This is a genomic window from Shewanella sp. Koi 1 (assembly GCF_052907445.1).
The window spans coordinates 2,487,072-2,509,200 of record NZ_JBREJM010000001.1 but is presented as its reverse complement, the minus strand read 5'-3'; the positions used below and the strand labels follow the sequence as shown (position 1 = coordinate 2,509,200).

Here is a 22,129-nt window from a genome sequence, read left to right as displayed (position 1 = left end):
CAAAAAAACGGTCCCAGATATTAGGACCGTTTGAATAACAACACTCATACATCATTTGTTGAAAAATACTTAGGTGATTAAGGTTTGCCCTAAGATATTTTCATATCGTACGTTTTACGTTATTTACGGACGAATGATTGACGAGCGGCAGTTGTTGCCGAAGCGTTTTCTGGCAGTTTTTCCCAATCACGATAGATATTTAAACGTGCAGGAATAGCAACCGTACCATTAGCGTTTAGTGCGCGTTCCATAACGATTAATTGGTTATCTGTGACTTGAAGTCCTAACCACTCTCTCGTTTGACAGTTACTTGCTGACCAGCAACGAGTAAAGGTGAATAAGTGATCGTTTTCTTCTGAACCAGCTATCCAGTTACCGTCTAAGAGTGTCTTGTCTATAACGGTTTCTTCACTGTCGGTGTAGAAATAGTTGTAGGTTTGAGCAGTGCCATCAGCGTTGAAATCAAAACCAAACGCTGAGCCTTTCATGAAGTCGAAACTTCCGTTAGACCAGTAGCTTTTCATCCATCCATTAACGAATGTTGCCCAAAGATGATTGTCTTTATTGGTGATTTTTTCAGCAGTTAGGTTGCTATTTACGTCATCATGCCATGTGCCGAAGTTATAGCTAAATGCGATGAGGTTGTTATTTGGATCGTAGGTTTTTAACGACAGTGCGCTTAATTCACCTTCGGCGTCAATTTTTTGAACAGTTAGGTTTGTTTTATCTGCAAATGCTACGGTAACTGTGTTGTTGTCTAGCACCCAATTGAACGCTCTATCACTTAGAACGGCGTTGCCTGTACCGTCAGGATTAAACTGAAGTAGGTCGCCATTGTATGTAAAGCCATAAGCGCTTTGGTAGTAGGTTGGTGCAGCCCATGTTTCGGTTAAGTCTTCCACAGTGATAGCAAGTGGAGTGATGGCTTCCATGTTACGCATCAGCTCTTGTGTCGTTGATGTTTCAACAACATCATTCGGCGTGATTTTTACGCCATTGACGTAGAAAGTATCAAGAATAATGCGATGTGTTGTCGTTACAGAAACTGTATCAATTTGCTTACCGTGGATTAAGCGCGAGTATGTTTTGCTCGTAACTTGAGTTGTTCCACCAATTTGCTGAGTACCATACTCAGCTACGAATTGATCTGCCAGTGCTGCAGGTAGCACTTCATAAGCTGAATAATAGCCAAACGAGCTTAACGGATTATCAAAGGTGATAGCTAATTCGTTATTGTTCAAGCTCCATTTGAAGTTTTGCTGTTCATAATCGTTAGTGAAACGACCCGTAGCGTCAGCATTTAACTCCATTAAGTCGCCGCCACGAGACAGGAAACCAGGGGCTGCAGCAGTTGCTAATATGTAGTTACTCGAAAGCGTGTTAACAGTAAATCCTTGTGTTAACTCAGGATCTTGCTGGATGCTGGTGATAGTCTGAGTTAAAACGTTGTCGTCAGGGTTGGCAGCGGTCACTTCATCAACGAATGTGTTATATGCTTGGCTGTTGCTGACGAAGTCGATAACATTCGCGAACCCTTCTGGAAGCGCGTAATTGGGGTTGTCTAAGATGACTTTGATTACAGCTGCAATTTCAATCAACTGTGTGGCATCGATAGATTTTTCTGCTTGAACCAGTTCTGCATCAGTAGTGATTTCAACCCCGTTGTTGGCTTCTGTGGCCAGAATGTAGCGAGCAGAAGTGACGTTAGTGACATTGGTTGAATCTTCTACATTATCGCCCAGAATGCCGTCATCACCAGCCTTGGTGATAAGGCTGCTGGTTGCGCCCAATAAGCTGATTAGTTTGATGCCAGTGGTGTCGTTAGCATCACCAGTGGCTTCTACTTTAACTAACTTGGTTGTGTCAGTGGTTTTAACCTCAATGGTGTAGTCACCATTTTCATCGGCAGTCGCGGTAAATGTTTGGCCGTTTAATGTTACGCTTACCGCTGCATTTGGTACAGGTTCGTCAACAACCTTACCTTTAATCGTCAATGCTTTAAAAGCTGAAACGGTAATTGTGGCCGTTGTTTCAGCCTTACCGTCAGTGATGGTTGCGGTGAAGCTGTCTGTACCTGCGAAGTCTTCATCGGGGGTATAGGTGATGACCATGCCAGTAAATGCAACTGAGCCATGTGTGGGGGAGCCTAGTGAGGCGATGGTTAAGTCGTCGCCGTCAACGTCAGATACCAAAGTAGTAATATCTAAGTTTGCGGCAATGCCATTGGTTGATTCAATTGCTGCAGCTGTGAATACTGGAGCGGTATTATTTGGGGTTACAGTGTCGTTTTTTTCGCCGTTATCGCCACAGCCAAAAAGCGCCATAGTGATGAGGGCAATTGATGTTTTCTTAAACATTATTTGCCTTAGGATTGTTGTAATTATTATGCCCATAAAATGTTTCTTTTTAGTTTTTAAAAGCTGCAAATTTGTGGGCAATATGGTTGCGGACGGCATTTTACGGAACGGTGATCTTATATCAAGATATTTATGTGATGCTTGTCACTGTTAGAGTGATAACTGAGCTGAAGAGTTTTATTTTTCACCAAATTTCGCTCTCACTTGCGAATCATTGCAGTGGAGGTGGTAAGGAATATCGAAATTAGTTCTGTTCGGGGCGAGACGCGTACAGAATTTTTATTTTTCTAATGTTTGTGCTATTGGCAAAGATACTGATTTTAAGTTGGACGGTTGACGTGATATAGACGTGTGAGGCTGAGTGTGCGTGTAATAGCAAGCATAGGTCACCACAGCAGCACCTTCGGGGGATAAATCGAGTTCTAAATCTTCGATAGGAATACAGCAGCAGGGCAGGCATTCGTCGGCATTAAGCTCGGCCAAAGGCTCGGTTAAATAGCTGACGCTGCCGCTAATAATACGGGTTTTGCAAGCGCCGCAAAAACCACTGCGGCACTCAGAGAAAATGGTCACTTTTTTTGCTTCGAGTGCTTGCAACAACGAATTGTGCTGCTCGGTAAATAGCAGCACAGGTTGCCCTTGAAGGCGCACAATGGGCGCCTTAGCAAAGGGGTTGTTTAACAGCAGGTTCGATTTAGCCATAAGCAATCAAATCCCGTTAGAGATCGAAATCGAGGAATTCATCACTGTCGACGGCCGAATCGATTTGACCGACAAGATAAGATGACACTTCGACTTCCTGCGGCGCCACTTGCACGGCATCACTCTCTAACCAGTTCTTCATCCAAGGCAGTGGGTTAGACTGCTCGGCATAGGGCAGTGGCAGGTTAACTGACTTCATCCGTTGGTTAGTGATGTACTCAACGTATTGACAGAGGATCTGCTCGTTGAGACCGATCATCGAGCCGTCTTTGAACAGGTATTTTGCCCATTCTTTTTCTTGCTCGGCGGCCTTGAGGAACAGGTTATAGGCTTCCTGTTGGCATTCCGCAGCAATTTCGGCCATCTCAGGATCATCCTTGCCGCTCTGCATAATGGTTAAGATATGCTGGGTGCTGTTTAAGTGCAGGGCTTCGTCACGGGCGATAAGACGAATAATTTTCGCGTTACCTTCCATGAGCTTACGCTCAGCAAATGCGAATGAGCAGGCAAAACTGACGTAGAAGCGAATCGCTTCGAGGGCGTTAACTGACATCATGCACAGGTACAACGCTTTCTTTAGCGTGCGAGTGTTGACTTCAATCGGCTCGCCATCGATCACATGGGTGCCTTCGCCTAACAGGTGGTAAACCTGGGTCAGCTTGATCAAGTGATCGTAATATTCAGCAATGTCAGTCGCGCGGCGCAGGATCTCTTGATTCACCACGATATCGTCAAAAATCACTGAAGGATCGTTCACGATATTGCGAATAATGTGAGTGTATGAGCGCGAGTGGATGGTCTCGGAAAAAGACCAAGTCTCAATCCAAGTTTCTAATTCGGGCAGCGACACTAAGGGCAGAAATGCCACGTTAGGTGAGCGGCCTTGGATAGAGTCGAGCAGCGTTTGGTATTTCAGGTTCGAAATAAAAATATGCTTTTCATGATCTGGCAGTGAGTTGTAGTCGATTTTATCGCGGCTCACGTCAACTTCTTCTGGGCGCCAGAAGAAAGACAACTGCTTTTCAATCAGTTTTTCAAACACTTCATATTTTTGTTGGTCATAACGAGCGACGTTAACCGATTGTCCGAAGAACATAGGTTCACGGGTAGCATCGTTGGGTGTTTGGCAAAAAGTAGAGTAGGTCATGGTACGAGTATTCCAATAAGTCGGGATCCCAAAGGGATCCCGCAACCGTTAACATTGAAGATTAGATTTTGCAGGCGCCGCCAGCACAGCCGTCATCTTCTTTCTCTATGTTGGTAATGTCATCGTGTTGATCCGATGCACCATCGCGAGTGTTATGGTAGTACAGCGTTTTTACACCTAACTTATAGGCATTGAGTAAGTCTTTCAGCAGAGTCTGCATCGGAACCTTACGGCCTTCGAAACGCGTTGGGTCATAGTTAGTGTTGGCCGAAATTGCTTGGTCAACGAATTTTTGCATGATACCCACGAGCTGTAAGTAACCTTCGTTGCTTGGCATTTGCCATAGCAGTTCGTAGTTGTATTTCAGTTCATCAAAATCAGGCACCACTTGCTTTAACTGGCCATCCTTACTGGCTTTCACACTGATCAAACCGCGTGGAGGTTCGATACCGTTAGTCGCGTTTGAGATCTGTGATGACGTTTCAGACGGCATCAGCGCAGACAGGGTCGAGTTACGTAAACCGTGCTGTTTGATATCTTGGCGCAGTGTTTCCCAGTCTAAATGCAATGGCTCGCTGCAAATCTTATCTAAATCACGTTTGTAGGTATCGATAGGTAAAATACCTTGGGCGTAAGTGGTCTCATTAAATAATGGGCACGCACCTTGCTCTTTTGCCAGATTCATTGACGCCTTGAGCAGATAGAATTGAATCGCTTCAAAGGTCTTGTGAGTCAGGTTGTTCGCGCTACCATCGGAGTACTTCATGCCATTCTTCGCTAAGTAGTTAGCGAAGTTGATAACACCAATACCTAAGGTACGACGGTTCATCGATGAAATTTCAGCCGCTTTGATTGGATAATCTTGGTAATCCAATAGGTTATCCAGTGCACGTACCGCTAAATCGGCCAATGGCTCAAGCTCGGCTAAGTTTTTGATCGCACCTAAGTTTAATGCTGACAGTGTACACAGCGCGATTTCACCGTTTGGATCGTCAATGTTGTTCAATGGCTTGGTCGGCAACGCGATTTCAAGACAAAGGTTAGATTGTCTGATCGGAGCGACTTTCGAGTCGAACGGACTGTGGGTATTACAGTGGTCAACGTTTTGGATGTAGATACGGCCCGTTGAAGCACGTTCTTGCATCATCAATGAGAACAGTTCGACCGCTTTCAATGTCTTTTTACGAATGCTGCTGTCTTGCTCATATTGCAGGTACAGACGTTCGAATTCGTCTTGATCTTCGAAGAAGGCATCGTAAAGACCTGGCACGTCTGATGGGCTGAACAGGCTGATGTTTTCGCCTTTGATCAGACGTTGATACATCAGTTTGTTGAGCTGCACGCCGTAGTCTAAGTGGCGAATACGGTTATCTTCAACACCGCGGTTGTTTTTCAGTACCAGCAGGGATTCCACTTCTAAGTGCCAAATAGGGTAGAAGAGGGTCGCAGCACCACCACGAACGCCGCCTTGCGAGCAAGACTTCACCGCCGTTTGGAAATACTTGTAGAAAGGTAAGCAACCGGTGTGGAAGGCTTCGCCGCCACGGATTGGGCTACCTAATGCACGGATACGACCGGCGTTGATACCGATACCTGCGCGTTGGCTGACATACTTCACGATAGAAGAGGCGGTCGCGTTGATAGAATCTAAGCTGTCGCCACATTCAATCAGAACGCATGAACTGAATTGACGTGTTGGCGTACGTACACCCGCCATGATTGGCGTGGGCAGAGAAATCTTAAAGGTCGATACCGCGTCGTAAAAATCTTTCACGTATTGCAGGCGCGTTTCTTTTGGATAACGGGCAAACAAGCAGGCTGCAACCAGAATATAGAGGAACTGGGCGCTCTCATAGATCTCGTGGGTCACACGGTTTTGTACCAGATACTTACCTTCGAGCTGTTTTACCGCCGCGTAGGAGAAGTTCATATCGCGCCAATGGTCGATATAGCTATCCATGATATCGAGTTCTTCGCGGGTGTAATCCTGCAGAATATGCATATCATACTTGCCAAGCTCAACCAGTTTAGTCACATGGTCGTATAACTTTGGCGGCTCGAACTGACCAAAGGCCTTCTTACGTAAATGGAATACGGCTAAGCGCGCAGCCAGAAACTGATAATCCGGTGATTCTGGGGAAATTAAATCCGCCGCAGATTTGATGATCGTTTCGTGGATAGCTTCGGTTGGGATCCCGTCGAAAAACTGTAAATGCGTGCGAAGTTCAACTTCAGAAACAGAAACGTTTTTTAATCCCTTGGCTGCCCAAGTAATTACGCGGTGTATTTTGTCGAGATCGATTGTCTCACGTGCACCACAGCGTTTTGTGACTGTCATATTGCTATTCATTGAAGAGAGGCCTTGGTTCTGATATCTGTTCAGGTGAACTAAGTCACCGTACGTTTCCTTGTAAAACAATCAACCTGAAAACCCTTAATACTGCTGACTATGCAGGAGATAGTCGATTTAACGGGGAACTTCTAGTGTGTCTGATTGCTACCTATACACAAGATATGGTGTTTTAAATAATCTGAGATACAAGATAGTGAGGTTTGACGCTATTTGCAAGTCTCAATTCAGGGGGTATCTTGTGGATATCTTGAGGATAAAGAAAAGCGTTAGTGATGACTAACCCTGAAGCTCAAATTGAGATTAGCGTGCGACATTGATGACGTTTTTTTGTGCAAATTTCACTGTGTGATCGATCGCTAAAATAAGCAGCGATCGCGATCGCAAGGATTGACCCTTAACCTAAATTGCATTACCAGCGAAGGGCGCATAATTTCGCCGTTAATGGGATTCGGTTGGGCCGTTAACCTTGGTCAATCCGTTACCGCTATTTGGCCAATGCTTGGCTTAAGGCCGAATGCAAACTCGATGGTGAGTTAAACTGCGCATAGGCAGGCCATGCATCGGGCGTATCGGCCTCACCTAAATATCCCCACAACGCCACACCGCCGAGCATGCCCGCCGCTTGGGCCGCGAGTAAATCTCGCTCGGCATCACCTAAGTAGAGGATGTGCTGTGGCTGGCACTGCAGCTGCTGCGCGCCCAATAGCATAGGTGCAGTATGGGGCTTAGGGTAACGGGTCGAATCGCCGCTGATCATCACTGGCATACGCGAGCTGAGCTTAAGCTTATGTAACAGGGGACGAGTAAAACGGGCAGGTTTATTGGTGATGACTCCAAATGGCACGCGGCATAACTCGAGCCAGTCAAGCAGTGGGGAAATACCTTCAAACAATTGGCAATGGTCGCCATTGATCCTTTGATAGTGGGCAAGGAGTCCTTGCTGGACTTGGGTGCGTAGCACCTCATCTGCACCAGGAATGGCCGCATCGACTAAGGCAAAGCTGCCATGGGAGGCGGCGCTACGCATGTCTGCAAAGGGTTTTGCCAGGATACCGACATCAGACAAACTGAGGTTAAGGGCCTGAACCAGATCCGGCGCGGTATCGGCAAGGGTACCATCAAGGTCGAATAAGACCCCTTTAACCTCAGCTAAACTCATCTTAATCTGCCTTTTGCGTTGCAATCATATAGTTTACATCGACCTTAGATGTGTACTTAAAAATCCCTGTTAACGGGTTATAAGTGATCCCAAGGGCGTCTTTGCAGATGAGGTCGGTGTTATCGACTAACTCAATCAATTCAGAAGGTTTAATAAACTTATTATGATCATGAGTGCCAATCGGTAACATCTTCAGTAGATATTCAGCACCGATAATGGTTTCGACAAAGGATTTAACATTGCGATTAATCGTGGAAAAAAACACAAAACCACCGGGTTTTACCATATCGCAGCAGGCTTGGATCACTGATTGGGGATTGGGTACGTGTTCGAGCATCTCCATGCAGGTCACCACATCATAGTATTCGCGGTGATCTTCCCTATGAGCCTCGGCGGTGTTTTTCACGTAATTGATGCTCACACCGGTTTCCAGCGCATGCAAGCGTGCAACTTCTAACGGTTCTTCACCCATATCAAGACCATCAACCACTGCACCGATGCGCGCCATGCTTTCGGATAAAATGCCACCGCCACAGCCGACGTCGAGCACTTTTTTACCAAAAATCCCGCCAGCGGTCTGATCGATATAGTTTAAGCGAAGGGGATTTAATAGATGCAGCGGTTTAAACTCGCCATTGAGATCCCACCAGGTTTCGGCCATACGTTCAAACTTTGCGATTTCCTGTGGGTCTACGTTGGTATTCTGTTGCATGCGATTACCTAAAGCGGCTGAATAGTGCGGCTATTATAACGACAATGGTGGATAAACACAGTATTGGCTGATTCTAAGTCTTTGTGGTTGAGTGAAATTTCAGCAATTATCATTAATTCTTAAACACTTTGTGAAGCGGAGCGGTTTTTCTGCTCGGATATTAATCAAGTCTTGGACTCAATTTCGCCATTAACAACCGATTTTATCGGGTTTAGAAAGTGCAAATTGACAGTGTTTTCATCTATTAAGCCACATCCTTCTCAATTCGCGCAGGATAGGTCTGGCGACATTAAATAACTGTGTTAGAATGCCAAATCACGTTTTTGAGCCGCTCAATGATACGGATTATGCGTTGTCGGCTAATTTTCAGGGGAACGAGCAGTTTATGACTGATCTGGCATCATCTATTTCGCCAATTAATATCGAAGACGAACTAAAGAATTCGTACCTTGATTACGCCATGAGCGTCATCGTAGGACGTGCATTACCAGACGTGCGTGATGGCCTTAAGCCTGTACATCGCCGCGTGCTGTTTGCCATGAGTGAATTGAAGAACGATTGGAACAAGCCGTACAAAAAGTCTGCCCGTGTGGTCGGTGACGTGATCGGTAAATATCACCCCCATGGTGACTTGGCGGTATACGACACTATCGTGCGTATGGCTCAGCCTTTCTCACTGCGTTACACCTTAGTCGACGGTCAAGGAAACTTCGGTTCGGTTGACGGTGACTCTGCCGCGGCAATGCGTTATACCGAAATCCGGATGGATAAGTTAGCGCACCAGCTCCTCGCCGATCTTGAAAAAGAAACCGTTGACTATGTGCCAAACTACGACGGCACAGAACAAATTCCTGCGGTATTACCGACACGCGTACCTAACCTGTTGATTAACGGTTCATCGGGTATTGCGGTGGGTATGGCGACGAACATCCCACCACACAACTTAACTGAAGTGGTTAAAGGCTGTTTAGCGCTGATCGCCGATCCTGCGCTGTCGATTGAACAGCTCATGGAATATATTCCTGGCCCTGATTTCCCAACGGCGGCGATCATCAATGGCCGTAAGGGCATTATCGATGCGTATAAGACGGGCCGCGGCCGCGCCGTTATGCGCGCACTGGCTGACGTCGAAACCGAAGATAACGGCCGTGAACGTATTATCGTCACCGAAATTCCTTATCAGGTGAACAAGGCGAAACTCATCGAGAAAATCGCTGAGCTAGTTAAAGATAAGAAGATTGAAGGCATTAGCGGTCTGCGCGATGAGTCTGACAAAGACGGTATGCGCATCGTTATCGAAATCAAGCGTGGCGAAGTGGGCGAAGTTGTCCTGAACAACCTCTATGCCCAGACACAAATGCAATGTTCTTTTGGTATCAACATGGTGGCTTTGACCAATGGTCAGCCTAAGTTGTTCAACTTAAAAGAAATGCTCGAATGCTTTATCCTGCACCGCCGTGAAGTGGTGACTCGCCGTACCGTATTCGAACTGCGTAAAGCGCGCGAACGTGCCCATATTCTTGAGGCATTAGCGGTCGCGCTGGCCAACATCGACCCGATTATTGCGTTGATCAAAGCCTCGCCAACCCCAGCTGACGCTAAAGTCAAACTGGTTGAGCAGGGCTGGGCGCTCGGTCATGTACAGGGCATGCTTGAAAAAGCGGGTGATGATGCGGCGCGTCCTGAATGGTTAGAACCAGAATATGGTATCCGTGACGGCTTATATTATCTGACTGAGCAACAGGCTCAGGCGATTCTAGAGCTGCGCTTACACCGTTTAACCGGTCTTGAGCACGATAAGATCATCGCCGAATACGAAGAGCTGCTTGAGTTCATCGCGGGTCTGTTGTTTATTCTGCGCAGCCCTGAGCGTTTGATGGAAGTGATCAAAGAAGAGCTGGAAGAAATTCTTGCTGAATACGGTGATGCGCGCCGCACTGTCATCAACGCCAATGAAATTGATATGAGTCTTGAAGACTTAATCAACGAAGAAGACGTAGTTGTGACTCTGTCACACTTAGGTTACGCCAAGTACCAACCGCTTAGCGATTACCAAGCCCAGCGCCGTGGTGGTAAGGGTAAAGCCGCCACTAAGGTGAAAGACGAAGATTTCGTTGAAAAACTGCTGGTTGCGAACACCCACGATACGATTCTGTGCTTCTCTGACTTCGGTAAAATGTACTGGCTCAAGGTCTATCAGTTACCTCTGGCGAGCCGCACTTCCCGAGGTCGTCCGATTGTTAACTTGCTGCCGCTGGCCGATGGCGAACGCATTACGGCGATTCTGCCGGTGCGTGAATACGCCGAAGATAAGTACATTATCATGGCGACCTCTAACGGTACCGTGAAGAAGACTGCGCTGACAGCTTACAGCAACCCACGTGCTAACGGCATTATCGCTGTTAACCTCAAAGACGGTGACCAACTGATCGGTGTCGATATCACCAATGGTGATGATGAGATCATGTTGTTCTCGAACGAAGGTAAAGTGGTTCGCTTTAAAGAAGGCGAAGAAGTGGCTGTTCTCGATGAAAATGGCAACCCAGTGCTGGACGAAGAGGGTAACCCACAGATCAACTTCAAGGGCGTGCGTCCAATGGGTCGCGGCGCGACGGGTGTTCGCGGTATCAAGCTTGAAGAAGGTCAAAAAGTGGTGTCTCTCATCGTACCTAAGGGCGATGGCGCTATCTTAACCGTGACCGAAAACGGTTACGGTAAACGTACGGAACTGTCTGAATATCCATCGAAGAGCCGCGCGACCAAAGGTGTGGTATCGATCAAGGTGAGCGAGCGTAACGGTGCAGTGGTTGGCGCGGTACAAGTTGGCGGTAATGACGAAATCATGCTGATCAGCGACAAAGGTACCTTAGTGCGTACGCCAGCGAACGGTGTGTCTATCATCGGCCGGAACACCCAAGGTGTGACCATTATCCGTACCGCAAGTGATGAGAAAGTGGTTGGTCTGCAACGTATCGATGAGATCCAAGGCGACGAAGATGAAGTCGAGCTGGATGAAAACGGTATGCCAATCGTCCCAGTTGTCGCTGAAGGTGACTCTGTTCAAGAAGAGCCTTTAGAGGATGGGCTGGATGAAGAATTAGACGAAGACGAAGAGCTTGACGACGAGCAAGACGAAGACTAATTCGAGAGTATGAAAACGAGCGTCCAATTGGACGCTCGTTTTTTTCATGGCAACGTTTTATTTTATGAATTCTAATATCATGGTTTGTAAATAAGGAGAGTGGCAGTGAGCGCGATTTATAATTTCTGTGCAGGTCCTGCAATGTTACCCGCAGCGGTAATGAAAAAAGCACAACAGGAATTACTCGATTGGAATGGGCTAGGTGTCTCCGTGATGGAAGTCAGCCACAGAGGTAAAGAATTTATCGCGCTGACCAAGCAAGCTGAGGCGGATTTACGCGAGCTGATGCACATTCCACAGAACTATCATGTGCTGTTTATGCACGGCGGTGGTCGCGGTCAGTTCTCTGCCGTTGTGAATAATTTTCTAGGTAACCAAGGCCGAGCCCTGTATTTAGTCAGTGGTCAATGGTCTTCTGCGGCATTGGTCGAAGCACAAAAGCTGGCGGGCGACGCGCAAATTGATAGTCTTAACATTGTTGAAAAACATAATGGACTCAATGCAGTAGTGCTTCCTGAACTCCATAAGATTGATGCCGATTACCGTTATGTGCACTACTGCCCAAATGAGACAGTTGATGGTATCGAAATTTTTGATGAGTTAGACAGTCCATGGCCGATTGTCGCCGACTTATCATCTACCATCATGTCTCGCGAAATCGATGTTAGCCGTTACGGCTTAATCTATGCCGGTGCGCAAAAGAATATTGGTCCTTCGGGCTTATCTATTGTGATCGTGCGTGATGATATGTTGAAACTGCCGAGTTTAACCCAATCATCCATTATGGATTACCGTTTAGCGGTTGAGCATGACTCCATGTTCAATACGCCACCGACCTTTGCATGGTACTTAGCGGCTGAAGTGTTTGCTTGGCTCAAATCCTTAGGTGGTGTGGCCAGTATCGCGAAAATCAATCAGCAAAAAGCGCAAATGCTGTATGCCTGTATCGATGCCAATCCTTTCTATAAAAATGGTGTCGTCGCGGCAAACCGCTCACAAATGAACGTGACTTTCCAACTGGCGGATGAGTCCCTTGATGGCGCCTTCTTAAAAGAGGCTGAGGCGGCGGGCCTAGTAGCCTTAAAAGGGCACCGAATAGTCGGTGGTATGCGTGCAAGTCTTTACAATGCGATGCCACTAGAAGGCGTAGCCGCACTGGTGAGCTTTATGAACGAATTTGCGGCAAAGCATAGTTAAGCTTAGTGAATGGCGCTTACCTTACTTGCTTAATTAGCTGACTGATATGTGCCATTTAAAGTCAGTTTTAACCGCGTAAAGCGAGAACAAAAAAACGAATGCCTAGGCATTCGTTTTTTTATTGGTTGCATAAAGCTTTAGGTTGATATGAAAGCAGGCACTTATGTCAAAGCGGGCTAAGCAATAACTAGAAGAAGGCTAGGGAACTTAGGCCAACTTAGGCGCTTCATCCCAACAGTCTCGTTACAGTACTTTGGCAATCGACTTGGCTAAGTAATCCACATTGTCTTCGCTAATGCCTGCAATGCTAATGCGGCTAGAACCCACCATATAAATGCTGAATTCTTTCTGCAGACGTGCCACTTGCTCAGGATTAACACCTAGGAAAGAGAACATGCCTTTTTGGCGAGCGATAAAGCTAAAGTCGCGCTCAACGCCATTGGCCTTGAGTTTTTCCACTAAAATCGCGCGGTTACCGTTGATGCGGTCGCGCATCACTTTGAGCTCATCTAACCACTCTTGCTTTAACTCTGCTGAACCGAGAATGGTTTCAACAATCGCCGCGCCGTGGGCTGGCGGCATGGAGTACAGACAGCGAACCACGTAAAGCAGTACAGAGTGCGCGATGTTTGCTGTGTTCGCATCCTTTGCAACCACAGAGCAAGAACCGATACGCTCACGGTACAGACCGAAGTTTTTCGAGCAAGAGCTACACAGGATCATATTATCGACAGCTGCGGCCATTTTACGCACACCATAGGCATCGATATCGACACCATCACCAAAACCTTGGTAAGCCATGTCGATAAGCGGGGTAAAACCTTGCTCCTTGGTGAGGGCAACCACTTTATCCCATTGCTCAGTGGTTAAATCCATCCCGCTCGGGTTATGGCAACAGGCGTGGAACAGCACCACATCGTTCGGGCCAACTTGAGCAAGCGCGCTGAGCATCTCATCAAACTTTAATGATTTAGTGTCGTAATCATAGTAAGGGTAGGTTTTAACGGTGATACCTGCCGCTTCAAACAAGCCAGTGTGGTTCGCCCAGGTGGGATCGCTTACCCAGAGCACCGCATTAGGATTGCAGCGCTTAATAAAATCTCCGGCTACGCGCAGGGCGCCCGTACCACCAGGAGTAGAAACAGTACGAATGCGGTTGGTGATAATCGCGCTGTGATCACTGCCAAAGGCTAATTCTGTTATCAGGGTATTAAACTGAGGTGAACCGGTTGGGCCGATATACACTTTGGTGGTTTCAGTGTCTAAACGGAATTTTTCGGCTTTTTTCACGCAATTAAGGATGGGAGTGTTTCCAGCGGGATCCTTATATACGCCCACACCTAAGTCGACTTTTTGAGGATGTGAGTCTTCGCGGTACTGGGTTAATAGGCCGAGGATAGGATCCGCAGGCATTGCGACGAGTGAGTTAAACATGGCTCCATCTACCTTTTTGGTTATATTGCGACAACATGAATTGCAAAGAATATGCGTGATTTATCGTTTGAAACCTAGAATAGCGTGGATAGATGAAAAATTTAAAGCAAAAACTGTGAACTATGGCCAATTAATCTGGCAAAAAAGCCTGCCAAAAAACGCTTTAGATCACAATTTAACCGCTGATATTTTGTATTTTTGTTATTTTTAGACTGACTTGAGTAATTTTCCGGTTTAAAAAGCCGTTTTTTAGTAAAAAACGGTTGAATCCTGCGTCACTATCGGTAATTTTATAACGACGAAGCACCAACAAGGTCCCCAATCTCCTTTAATTTGTAATCTTAACTTGACGCCATGTAGCGTGAGGTTGCCATTTACCTATTTTCAATCAGCGTACCGTTGATGGTTACGCCCTAAGAGAAAGAAGATTTATTCATGAAGCAATTACGTCTTGAACCTGTTGTGCAAGTCCGCGGTGAGATCAATATTCCGGGCTCAAAAAGCATTTCTAACCGCGCGTTATTATTAGCGACCTTAGCCAAAGGCACCACCACGCTAACCAATTTGCTCGACTCCGATGATATTCGTCATATGTTGGCGTCTTTAAAGCAGTTGGGCGTCGAATACCGCTTATCGCAAAATAATACTGTCTGTGAACTGACTGGCTTAGGCGGCGTGATTTCATCAGATACCGCGCAAACGCTGTTTTTAGGCAATGCGGGCACGGCGATGCGTCCATTGTGCGCTGCGCTCACCTTAGGCCGCGGCGAATTTACCTTAACCGGCGAGCCGCGCATGGAAGAGCGTCCCATTGGTGACTTGGTCGATGCCTTAAAACAATTGGGCGCGAATATTGTGTACCTTAAGAATGAAGGATTTCCACCACTGACCATCAATGCAACCGGTCTTAACGGTGGCGATGTGGAAATTGCTGGCGATCTGTCTAGCCAGTTCTTAACCGCGCTGTTAATGGTTGCGCCCCTCGCGAAGGGCAGTGTGAATATTCATGTCAAAGGTGAACTGGTTTCAAAGCCCTATATCGATATTACCTTAGCCCTGATGGCGCAGTTTGGCGTTCAGGTGATTAACCATGACTATGCCCGCTTTGAAATCCCAGCCGGGCAGCAGTATGTGTCTCCGGGTAAAGTGTTAGTGGAAGGGGATGCCTCTTCTGCATCTTACTTTTTAGCGGCGGGAGCCATTAAAGGCGGTGAGGTGAAAGTCACGGGTGTTGGCCGTTTAAGCATTCAGGGCGATGTGAAATTTGCCGATGTGCTGGAAAAAATGGGTGCCGATATTGAGTGGGGCGATGATTACATTATTTCCCGTGGCGCACCGTTAACCGCGGTTGATTTAGACATGAATCATATCCCCGATGCGGCGATGACCATTGCCACTGCGGCTTTGTTTGCTAAGGGCACGACCACTATACGCAACATCTATAACTGGCGCATTAAAGAGACCGACCGATTAGCGGCGATGGCAACAGAGCTACGTAAAGTGGGCGCGTTAGTGGAAGAGGGCCACGATTATATTCAAATCACCCCGCCAGCTGTTCTCAATACCGCAGAGATTGACACTTATAACGATCATCGCATGGCGATGTGCTTCTCCATGATGGCTTTTGCCGATTGCGGGATCACCATCAATGATCCCGATTGTACCTCGAAAACCTTCCCAGACTATTTTGCCCAATTTGCCAGTCTCAAAGCCTAACCGCTTCCTGTAACAGACTGACTTTGGGTCATATCAAGATGATGAAGCCGCATTTGAGCGGCTTCTAAACTTCATAAAAAATCCACGGATTTTATTTGTATAGTATTGTACAATGCGGCGCGCTCATTTTCGGGGCTCTAGTTAAGAACTCACGGATGATGATTATTTTTTGCGGAGGAATGTATGTCTGAACGGGCTCCTGTAGTCACAATCGACGGCCCAAGTGGTGCTGGTAAAGGGACAATTAGCCAATTATTGGCTAAGCATCTCGGATGGCAACTACTTGATAGTGGTGCTATTTACCGAGTGCTTGCGTTAGCTGCAATTCACCACGATGTAGAACTGGAAAATGAAGAATCCATCACACTCCTTGCTGCGCACCTTGATGTGAAGTTTTTAACCGGCAATGAGAAAGATCCAGTTCAAGTGATCTTAGAAGGTGAAGACGTCACTACTGCGATACGTACTCAAGAATGCTCAAATGCGGCTTCTAAAGTGGCGGCATTTCCCCGTGTGCGGGAAGCCTTATTACGTCGTCAACGTGCCTTTAGAACGGCACCCGGATTAATCGCCGATGGCCGCGACATGGGCACGGTTGTTTTCCCAACGGCATCGGCTAAATTATATTTAACTGCTTCTGCAGAGGAGCGGGCTCAAAGACGCTATAATCAGTTGCAGGACAAGGGCTTCGATGTTAATATCGAGCGCCTTTTAGCTGAAATTATCGAGCGTGACGACCGCGATATGAATCGTCCTGTGGCCCCTTTGGTCCCTGCCGAGGATGCGCTCGTTATCGATACTAGCGATAAAGGTATTGATGAAGTACTTGAGCTTGCGCTCAACTACATCAACCAAAAATTATCCAACACTAACTAAGTTATTGTTTGGATAGGTATTCGTATTAAGGATGATACGGATAATTTGACTGACTCCACGTCTAGGATTGACTGTGGTTTATTACATTAAAGTAACCTAAACATGACTGAATCTTTTGCTGATCTATTTGAACAATCCCTTCAAACTCTGGAATTCCGTCCAGGCTCTATCGTTCGTGGTACTGTAGTTGCTATCGAAAACGGTATGGTTCTGGTTGATGCAGGTCTGAAGTCTGAAAGCCCAATCCCAGCTGAACAATTCAAAAACGCTCAAGGCGTTTTAGAAATCGCTGTTGGTGATGAAGTTGACGTAGCTCTTGACTCTGTTGAAGACGGCTTCGGTGAGACTCAACTGTCTCGCGAAAAAGCGAAACGTCACGAAGCTTGGATCGTTCTGGAAAAAGCTTACGAAGATGCTGAAACTGTAATCGGTATCATCAATGGTAAAGTGAAAGGCGGTTTCACTGTTGAATTAAACGGTATCCGTGCCTTCTTACCAGGTTCTCTAGTTGACGTGCGCCCAGTTCGCGACACCGCTCACTTAGAGTACAAAGAATTAGAATTCAAAGTTATCAAACTAGACCAGAAGCGTAACAACGTAGTTGTTTCTCGTCGTGCAGTTATCGAATCAGAAAGCAGCGCAGAGCGTGATGCACTGTTAGAAAACCTGCAAGAAGGTCAAGCAGTTAAAGGTATCGTTAAGAACCTGACTGACTACGGTGCATTCGTAGATTTAGGTGGCGTTGACGGTCTGTTACATATCACTGATATGGCATGGAAACGCGTTAAACACCCATCTGAAATCGTAAACGTTGGTGACGAAATCAACGTTAAAGTTCTGAAGTACGATCGTGAGCGCACTCGTGTGTCTCTAGGTCTGAAACAACTTGGCGAAGATCCATGGTTAGAAATCAGCAAGCGCTACCCAGAAAACACTAAGTTAACTGGTCGCGTAACTAACCTGACTGACTACGGCTGTTTCGTTGAAATCGAAGAAGGCGTTGAAGGCTTAGTTCACGTTTCTGAAATGGATTGGACTAACAAGAACATTCACCCATCTAAAGTAGTTAACTTAGGTGACGAAGTTGAAGTTCTGGTTCTGGACATCGATGAAGAGCGTCGTCGTATTTCTCTAGGTCTGAAGCAATGTAAGACCAACCCATGGGATGACTTCGCAACTCGTTACAACAAAGGCGACAAGGTTTCTGGTAAGATCAAGTCAATCACTGACTTCGGTATCTTTATCGGTCTTGACGGCGGTATCGATGGTTTAGTTCACCTGTCTGACATTTCTTGGAACGGCACTGGCGAAGACGCAGTATCTGAGTACAAGAAAGGCGACGAAATCCACGCAGTGGTTCTGTCTGTTGACCCAGAGCGCGAGCGCATCAGCTTAGGTGTTAAGCAAACTGAAGACGATCCATTCAACGCTTACTTAGCTGACAAGAAGAAAGGTACTATCGTAAACGGTACTGTTTCTGCTGTTGATGCTAAAGGTGTGACTGTTGAACTAGCTGACACTGTTGAAGGTTACATCCGTGTAGCTGACATCAGCCGTGAGCGCATCGAAGATGCATCTACTGTTTACTCAGTAGGTGACGCTATCGAAGCTAAGTTCATGGGTGTTGACCGTAAGAACCGTTCTATCAGCCTGTCAATCAAAGCGAAAGACGAAGCTGAAGAAAAAGAAGTAATGGCGACCTTGAATAAACAAGAAGACGCTGTTATTAGTAATGCAATGGCTGAAGCGTTTAAAGCAGCTCGCAAATAATCGCCTGTTGTATGGGGAGTTTTTCTCCCCATTAGGTGACTGTGTTTGGCTTGATAATAGGGGATAGCTAGGATGACAAAATCCGAACTGATCGAAAAACTCGCCACCAGGCAGTCGCAGCTGTCGGCGAAAGAGGTTGAAGGCGCAATCAAAGAGATGTTGGAGCAAATGGCAACAACATTAGAAAGCGGTGATCGTATTGAGATCCGTGGCTTTGGTAGTTTCTCGCTTCATTATCGTGCACCGCGTACTGGCCGTAATCCAAAGACTGGTTCATCAGTTGAATTGGAAGGCAAATACGTCCCGCACTTTAAGCCAGGCAAAGAACTGCGCGAACGCGTTGACGCAGTTAATGTATAATTGACCGCATTACAAAAAGCCTCCGTAAGGGGGCTTTTTTATATCTAATGCAAGGCAAAGCTGGTCAGCTCAGTAAATTTCTTGGATAATCAGAAAATTGAAAGGCGTTTAAGGGAGTGCGACGTGAAATCTTTTGTAGCGACAGTCCTTGTGGCACTGTTATTTATCGTGGCATTGATTTTTGGTGCGCGTAATGAACAAGTAGTGACGATCAGCTACTTTGTGGCTCAGGGTGAGTACCGTTTACCCGTAGTATTAGCCGTGGTTTTCTTTGCAGGCTTTATGTTGAGTTGGCTCGTGGCCAGCTATTATATTGTCAAACTGAAATTGGCTTTAGCGGCGACCAGAAAGAAATTAACGGTCCAAACCGCTAAAACTCCTCAAGGTGTAGACGCCTAATATGCTTGAGATCCTCTTCCTGTTGCTTCCTATTGCTGCCGGTTACGGTTGGTATATGGGGCGGCGGAGCATAAGGCAAAACCAGAGTAACCAGCGTAAACAATTAAGCCGTGATTATTTCACCGGCTTGAATTTCCTGTTATCGAACGAGTCAGACAAAGCGGTCGACTTGTTTATCAGTATGCTCGATGTGGACGATGAAACCATCGATACCCATCTTTCCCTCGGTTCGCTATTTCGCAAACGCGGTGAAGTTGACCGCTCCATTCGTATCCATCAAAACTTAATTGCACGCCCAACGCTCACCAATGAGCAGCGTGATATCGCAATGATGGAACTGGGTAAAGATTACCTTGCCGCAGGATTTTACGACCGCGCGGAAGAAATTTTCCTGAACTTAGTGAGTCAAGATGACCATAGCGAAGAGTCTGAGACGCAGCTGATTGCCATTTATCAAGTCATTAAGGAATGGCAAAAGGCCATCGATATCACCAAACGTTTAAGTCGCAAGCGTCAGCAGGTGCTTAAACCGATTATCGCCCATTTTTATTGTCAGCTTGCTGACGAAACCAGTGATGATGCTGACAAGATCAAGCTATTACAACAGGCATTAAAACAAGATCCTAAGTGCGGCCGAGCTTTACTCACGCTCGCCAAAAAATTTCTCGACGCCAAGGATTACAACCAGTGCAAATCTATGCTGATGGCACTGAAAAAGGCCGACATAGAACTCTTCGCCGATGCCTTACCCACGGCGAAACAAGTATATCGTGATACCCAAGATAAAGAGGGTTATCAAGAATTATTAGCGGGTGCGATGGCCGAAGGGGCGGGCGCCTCGGTGGTGGTAGCGCTTGCTCAACATATGATTAGTCTCGATGAGATAAAAGCGGCTGAAAACATGGTGTTAGATGCCCTGTATCGCCATCCCACCATGAAGGGATTTCAGCACTTAATGCAGATGCACTTGCGTCAAGCAGAAGAAGGGCAAGCCAAACAAAGTTTGACTATGCTTGAGCAACTTGTTGAACAGCAAATTAAATTCCGTCCAAGTTATCGCTGTAAAGAATGCGGTTTCCCATCCCACACCCTGTATTGGCATTGCCCCTCCTGTAAAAAATGGGGCACCATTAAACGGATCCGTGGTTTAGACGGTGAATAACCTTTAGAAATACCTTGTTAGTGTAACCCAGTTGGAGAGATGATGACGACCAAACCTATCCTCGTAGCGCTTGATTACGATAATAAAAACCACGCCTTACAACTGATAGATCAACTCGATCCCAACATGTGCCGCCTCAAAGTGGGCAAAGAAATGTTTACCCTGTTTGGCCCACAATTGGTGAAAGATATTCACGCCCGTGGTTTCGATCTTTTCCTCGACTTAAAGTTTCACGATATTCCTAATACGGTTGCCAAAGCAGTCGCGGCCGCGGCAGAACTGGGCGTGTGGATGACAAACGTGCATGCCAGCGGTGGCTTGGCCATGATGGAGGCGGCGAAAAAAGCGTTGCTGCCCTATGGTAATGATGCTCCTATGCTAATCGCAGTGACAGTCCTTACTTCAATGAGTGATGAAGATTTAAAACTCATCGGCATTGATGTTCCTGCATTTGAGCATGTGCAACGTCTAGCGAAACTCACCAAACAGGCGGGCCTTGATGGTGTTGTCTGTTCGGCTCAAGAGGCAAGCGTACTTAAATCACTCTTAGGTCAAGATTTTAAACTTATCACCCCGGGGATCCGCCCAGTGGGCAGCGACGTGGGTGATCAACACCGGGTGATGACGCCACCGCAGGCGCTTGCAGCTGGTTCTGATTATTTAGTGATTGGTCGACCAATCACTAAGGCCGCCGATCCTCTGGCTGCACTTCAGGCGATTCATCAATCTCTCGCTTGAGAGAAATGATGAAAGCTATTGCAGCTTAAGTACTTATTCGCGCGTTAATTTGACCGTTCACGGAGAATGCCCATGCTGAATACTACGATGTTTAATTATCAAGGTAAGAATGTTGTCGTTGTCGGTGGTACGAGTGGAATTAACCTCGCGATAGCCAATGCGTTTGCGCAGGCTGGCGCGAATGTGGCGGTGGCGAGTCGCAGCCAAGACAAGATTGATGCCGCCGTGTTGCAGCTAAAGCAATCAAATCCAGATGGTATTCATCTTGGAGTGAGTTTTGATGTCAGGGATTTGGCTGCGGTCGAGCAGGGCTTTGATACTATCGCCTCCGAATTTGGCTTTATCGATGTGTTAGTAAGTGGCGCGGCAGGTAACTTTCCGGCTACAGCGGCAAAACTCTCTGCTAATGGCTTTAAAGCCGTGATGGACATTGATCTGCTAGGCAGTTTTCAAGTGCTAAAGACGGCTTATCCTTTACTGCGTCGCCCCCAAGGGAATATTATTCAAATCTCGGCACCCCAGGCATCGATAGCCATGCCAATGCAAGCCCATGTGTGCGCGGCTAAAGCGGGTGTAGACATGCTCACTCGGACATTGGCGATAGAATGGGGTTGTGAAGGGATACGAATAAACTCCATTATTCCAGGCCCAATCGCAGGCACTGAAGGATTTAACCGTTTAGCGCCGAGCGCAGCGCTGCAACAGCAAGTTGCACAGTCTGTACCGTTAAAACGTAATGGCGAAGGGCAGGATATTGCTAATGCCGCGATGTTTTTAGGATCAGAGTATGCCTCGTACATCACAGGGGTTGTGTTACCCGTCGATGGTGGCTGGTCACTTGGCGGTGCGAGCATTGCAATGACCGCATTAGGCGAGTTGGCGACTAAAGCGCAGCAGTGATAACA

The 22,129-nt window shown here is 46.8% G+C and carries 17 protein-coding genes; 10 read left to right on the top strand and 7 right to left on the bottom strand.

Annotated features, from left to right (window positions below):
- Positions 1 to 119: 119 nt before the first annotated feature.
- The 6 genes from ACUZ8J_RS11050 to ubiG all read right to left on the bottom strand — a co-directional run bounded on the left by ACUZ8J_RS11050 (position 120) and on the right by ubiG (position 8,430).
- A complete protein-coding gene (locus ACUZ8J_RS11050) occupies positions 120 to 2,357 on the bottom strand; it encodes an Ig-like domain-containing protein (RefSeq protein WP_446693846.1) in 2,238 nt (745 codons plus the stop codon).
- 279 nt (positions 2,358 to 2,636) lie between these two features.
- Positions 2,637 to 3,059, bottom strand: a complete 423-nt coding sequence (gene yfaE, locus ACUZ8J_RS11045; RefSeq protein WP_446693845.1) for a class I ribonucleotide reductase maintenance protein YfaE — start codon at positions 3,057 to 3,059, stop codon at positions 2,637 to 2,639.
- Between the two features lie 16 nt (positions 3,060 to 3,075).
- Positions 3,076 to 4,206: a class Ia ribonucleoside-diphosphate reductase subunit beta gene (nrdB, locus tag ACUZ8J_RS11040; protein ID WP_446693844.1), complete on the bottom strand. Its 1,131-nt coding sequence runs from the start codon at positions 4,204 to 4,206 to the stop codon at positions 3,076 to 3,078.
- A 61-nt stretch (positions 4,207 to 4,267) separates the two neighbouring features.
- On the bottom strand, positions 4,268 to 6,556 hold the full coding sequence (nrdA, locus tag ACUZ8J_RS11035) for a class 1a ribonucleoside-diphosphate reductase subunit alpha (protein WP_220055479.1): 2,289 nt from the start codon (positions 6,554 to 6,556) through the stop codon (positions 4,268 to 4,270).
- A 487-nt stretch (positions 6,557 to 7,043) separates the two neighbouring features.
- On the bottom strand, positions 7,044 to 7,718 hold the full coding sequence (locus ACUZ8J_RS11030; RefSeq protein WP_446693843.1) for an HAD family hydrolase: 675 nt from the start codon (positions 7,716 to 7,718) through the stop codon (positions 7,044 to 7,046).
- 1 nt (position 7,719) lies between these two features.
- On the bottom strand, positions 7,720 to 8,430 hold the full coding sequence (gene ubiG, locus ACUZ8J_RS11025; RefSeq protein WP_037418885.1) for a bifunctional 2-polyprenyl-6-hydroxyphenol methylase/3-demethylubiquinol 3-O-methyltransferase UbiG: 711 nt from the start codon (positions 8,428 to 8,430) through the stop codon (positions 7,720 to 7,722).
- A gap of 385 nt (positions 8,431 to 8,815) precedes the next feature.
- Here ubiG and gyrA point away from each other — a divergent pair, with 385 nt between their 5' ends.
- Together gyrA and serC are read left to right on the top strand one after the other, a co-directional pair.
- Positions 8,816 to 11,572: a DNA gyrase subunit A gene (gyrA, locus tag ACUZ8J_RS11020; RefSeq protein WP_446694931.1), complete on the top strand. Its 2,757-nt coding sequence runs from the start codon at positions 8,816 to 8,818 to the stop codon at positions 11,570 to 11,572.
- A gap of 105 nt (positions 11,573 to 11,677) precedes the next feature.
- Positions 11,678 to 12,769 (top strand): 3-phosphoserine/phosphohydroxythreonine transaminase, encoded by a 1,092-nt coding sequence (gene serC, locus ACUZ8J_RS11015; RefSeq protein WP_446693842.1) that lies wholly within the window; start codon positions 11,678 to 11,680, stop codon positions 12,767 to 12,769.
- A gap of 243 nt (positions 12,770 to 13,012) precedes the next feature.
- Here the strand turns inward: serC and ACUZ8J_RS11010 are convergent, their stop codons facing one another.
- Complete coding sequence (locus ACUZ8J_RS11010) at positions 13,013 to 14,203, bottom strand: amino acid aminotransferase (RefSeq protein ID WP_446693841.1); 1,191 nt, start codon at positions 14,201 to 14,203, stop codon at positions 13,013 to 13,015.
- A 435-nt stretch (positions 14,204 to 14,638) separates the two neighbouring features.
- Between ACUZ8J_RS11010 and aroA the strand changes: the two genes are divergently transcribed.
- From aroA to ACUZ8J_RS10970, 8 genes are all read left to right on the top strand, one after another.
- Complete coding sequence (gene aroA, locus ACUZ8J_RS11005; RefSeq protein WP_446693840.1) at positions 14,639 to 15,919, top strand: 3-phosphoshikimate 1-carboxyvinyltransferase; 1,281 nt, start codon at positions 14,639 to 14,641, stop codon at positions 15,917 to 15,919.
- Between the two features lie 183 nt (positions 15,920 to 16,102).
- On the top strand, positions 16,103 to 16,795 hold the full coding sequence (gene cmk, locus ACUZ8J_RS11000; protein ID WP_011622694.1) for a (d)CMP kinase: 693 nt from the start codon (positions 16,103 to 16,105) through the stop codon (positions 16,793 to 16,795).
- 102 nt (positions 16,796 to 16,897) lie between these two features.
- The gene (rpsA, locus tag ACUZ8J_RS10995) at positions 16,898 to 18,565 is read left to right on the top strand and encodes a 30S ribosomal protein S1 (protein ID WP_011622695.1); all 1,668 of its coding nucleotides are present in this window, start codon (positions 16,898 to 16,900) and stop codon (positions 18,563 to 18,565) included.
- Between the two features lie 72 nt (positions 18,566 to 18,637).
- Positions 18,638 to 18,925 (top strand): integration host factor subunit beta, encoded by a 288-nt coding sequence (ihfB, locus tag ACUZ8J_RS10990; protein ID WP_011072380.1) that lies wholly within the window; start codon positions 18,638 to 18,640, stop codon positions 18,923 to 18,925.
- Positions 18,926 to 19,048: 123 nt separating this feature from the next.
- On the top strand, positions 19,049 to 19,324 hold the full coding sequence (locus ACUZ8J_RS10985; protein WP_011626213.1) for a LapA family protein: 276 nt from the start codon (positions 19,049 to 19,051) through the stop codon (positions 19,322 to 19,324).
- Position 19,325: 1 nt separating this feature from the next.
- Positions 19,326 to 20,486, top strand: a complete 1,161-nt coding sequence (lapB, locus tag ACUZ8J_RS10980; protein ID WP_023267046.1) for a lipopolysaccharide assembly protein LapB — start codon at positions 19,326 to 19,328, stop codon at positions 20,484 to 20,486.
- A 42-nt stretch (positions 20,487 to 20,528) separates the two neighbouring features.
- Positions 20,529 to 21,224 (top strand): orotidine-5'-phosphate decarboxylase, encoded by a 696-nt coding sequence (gene pyrF, locus ACUZ8J_RS10975; protein WP_446693839.1) that lies wholly within the window; start codon positions 20,529 to 20,531, stop codon positions 21,222 to 21,224.
- Between the two features lie 72 nt (positions 21,225 to 21,296).
- A complete protein-coding gene (locus ACUZ8J_RS10970) occupies positions 21,297 to 22,124 on the top strand; it encodes an SDR family oxidoreductase (RefSeq protein WP_089067831.1) in 828 nt (275 codons plus the stop codon).
- Positions 22,125 to 22,129: the final 5 nt, after the last annotated feature.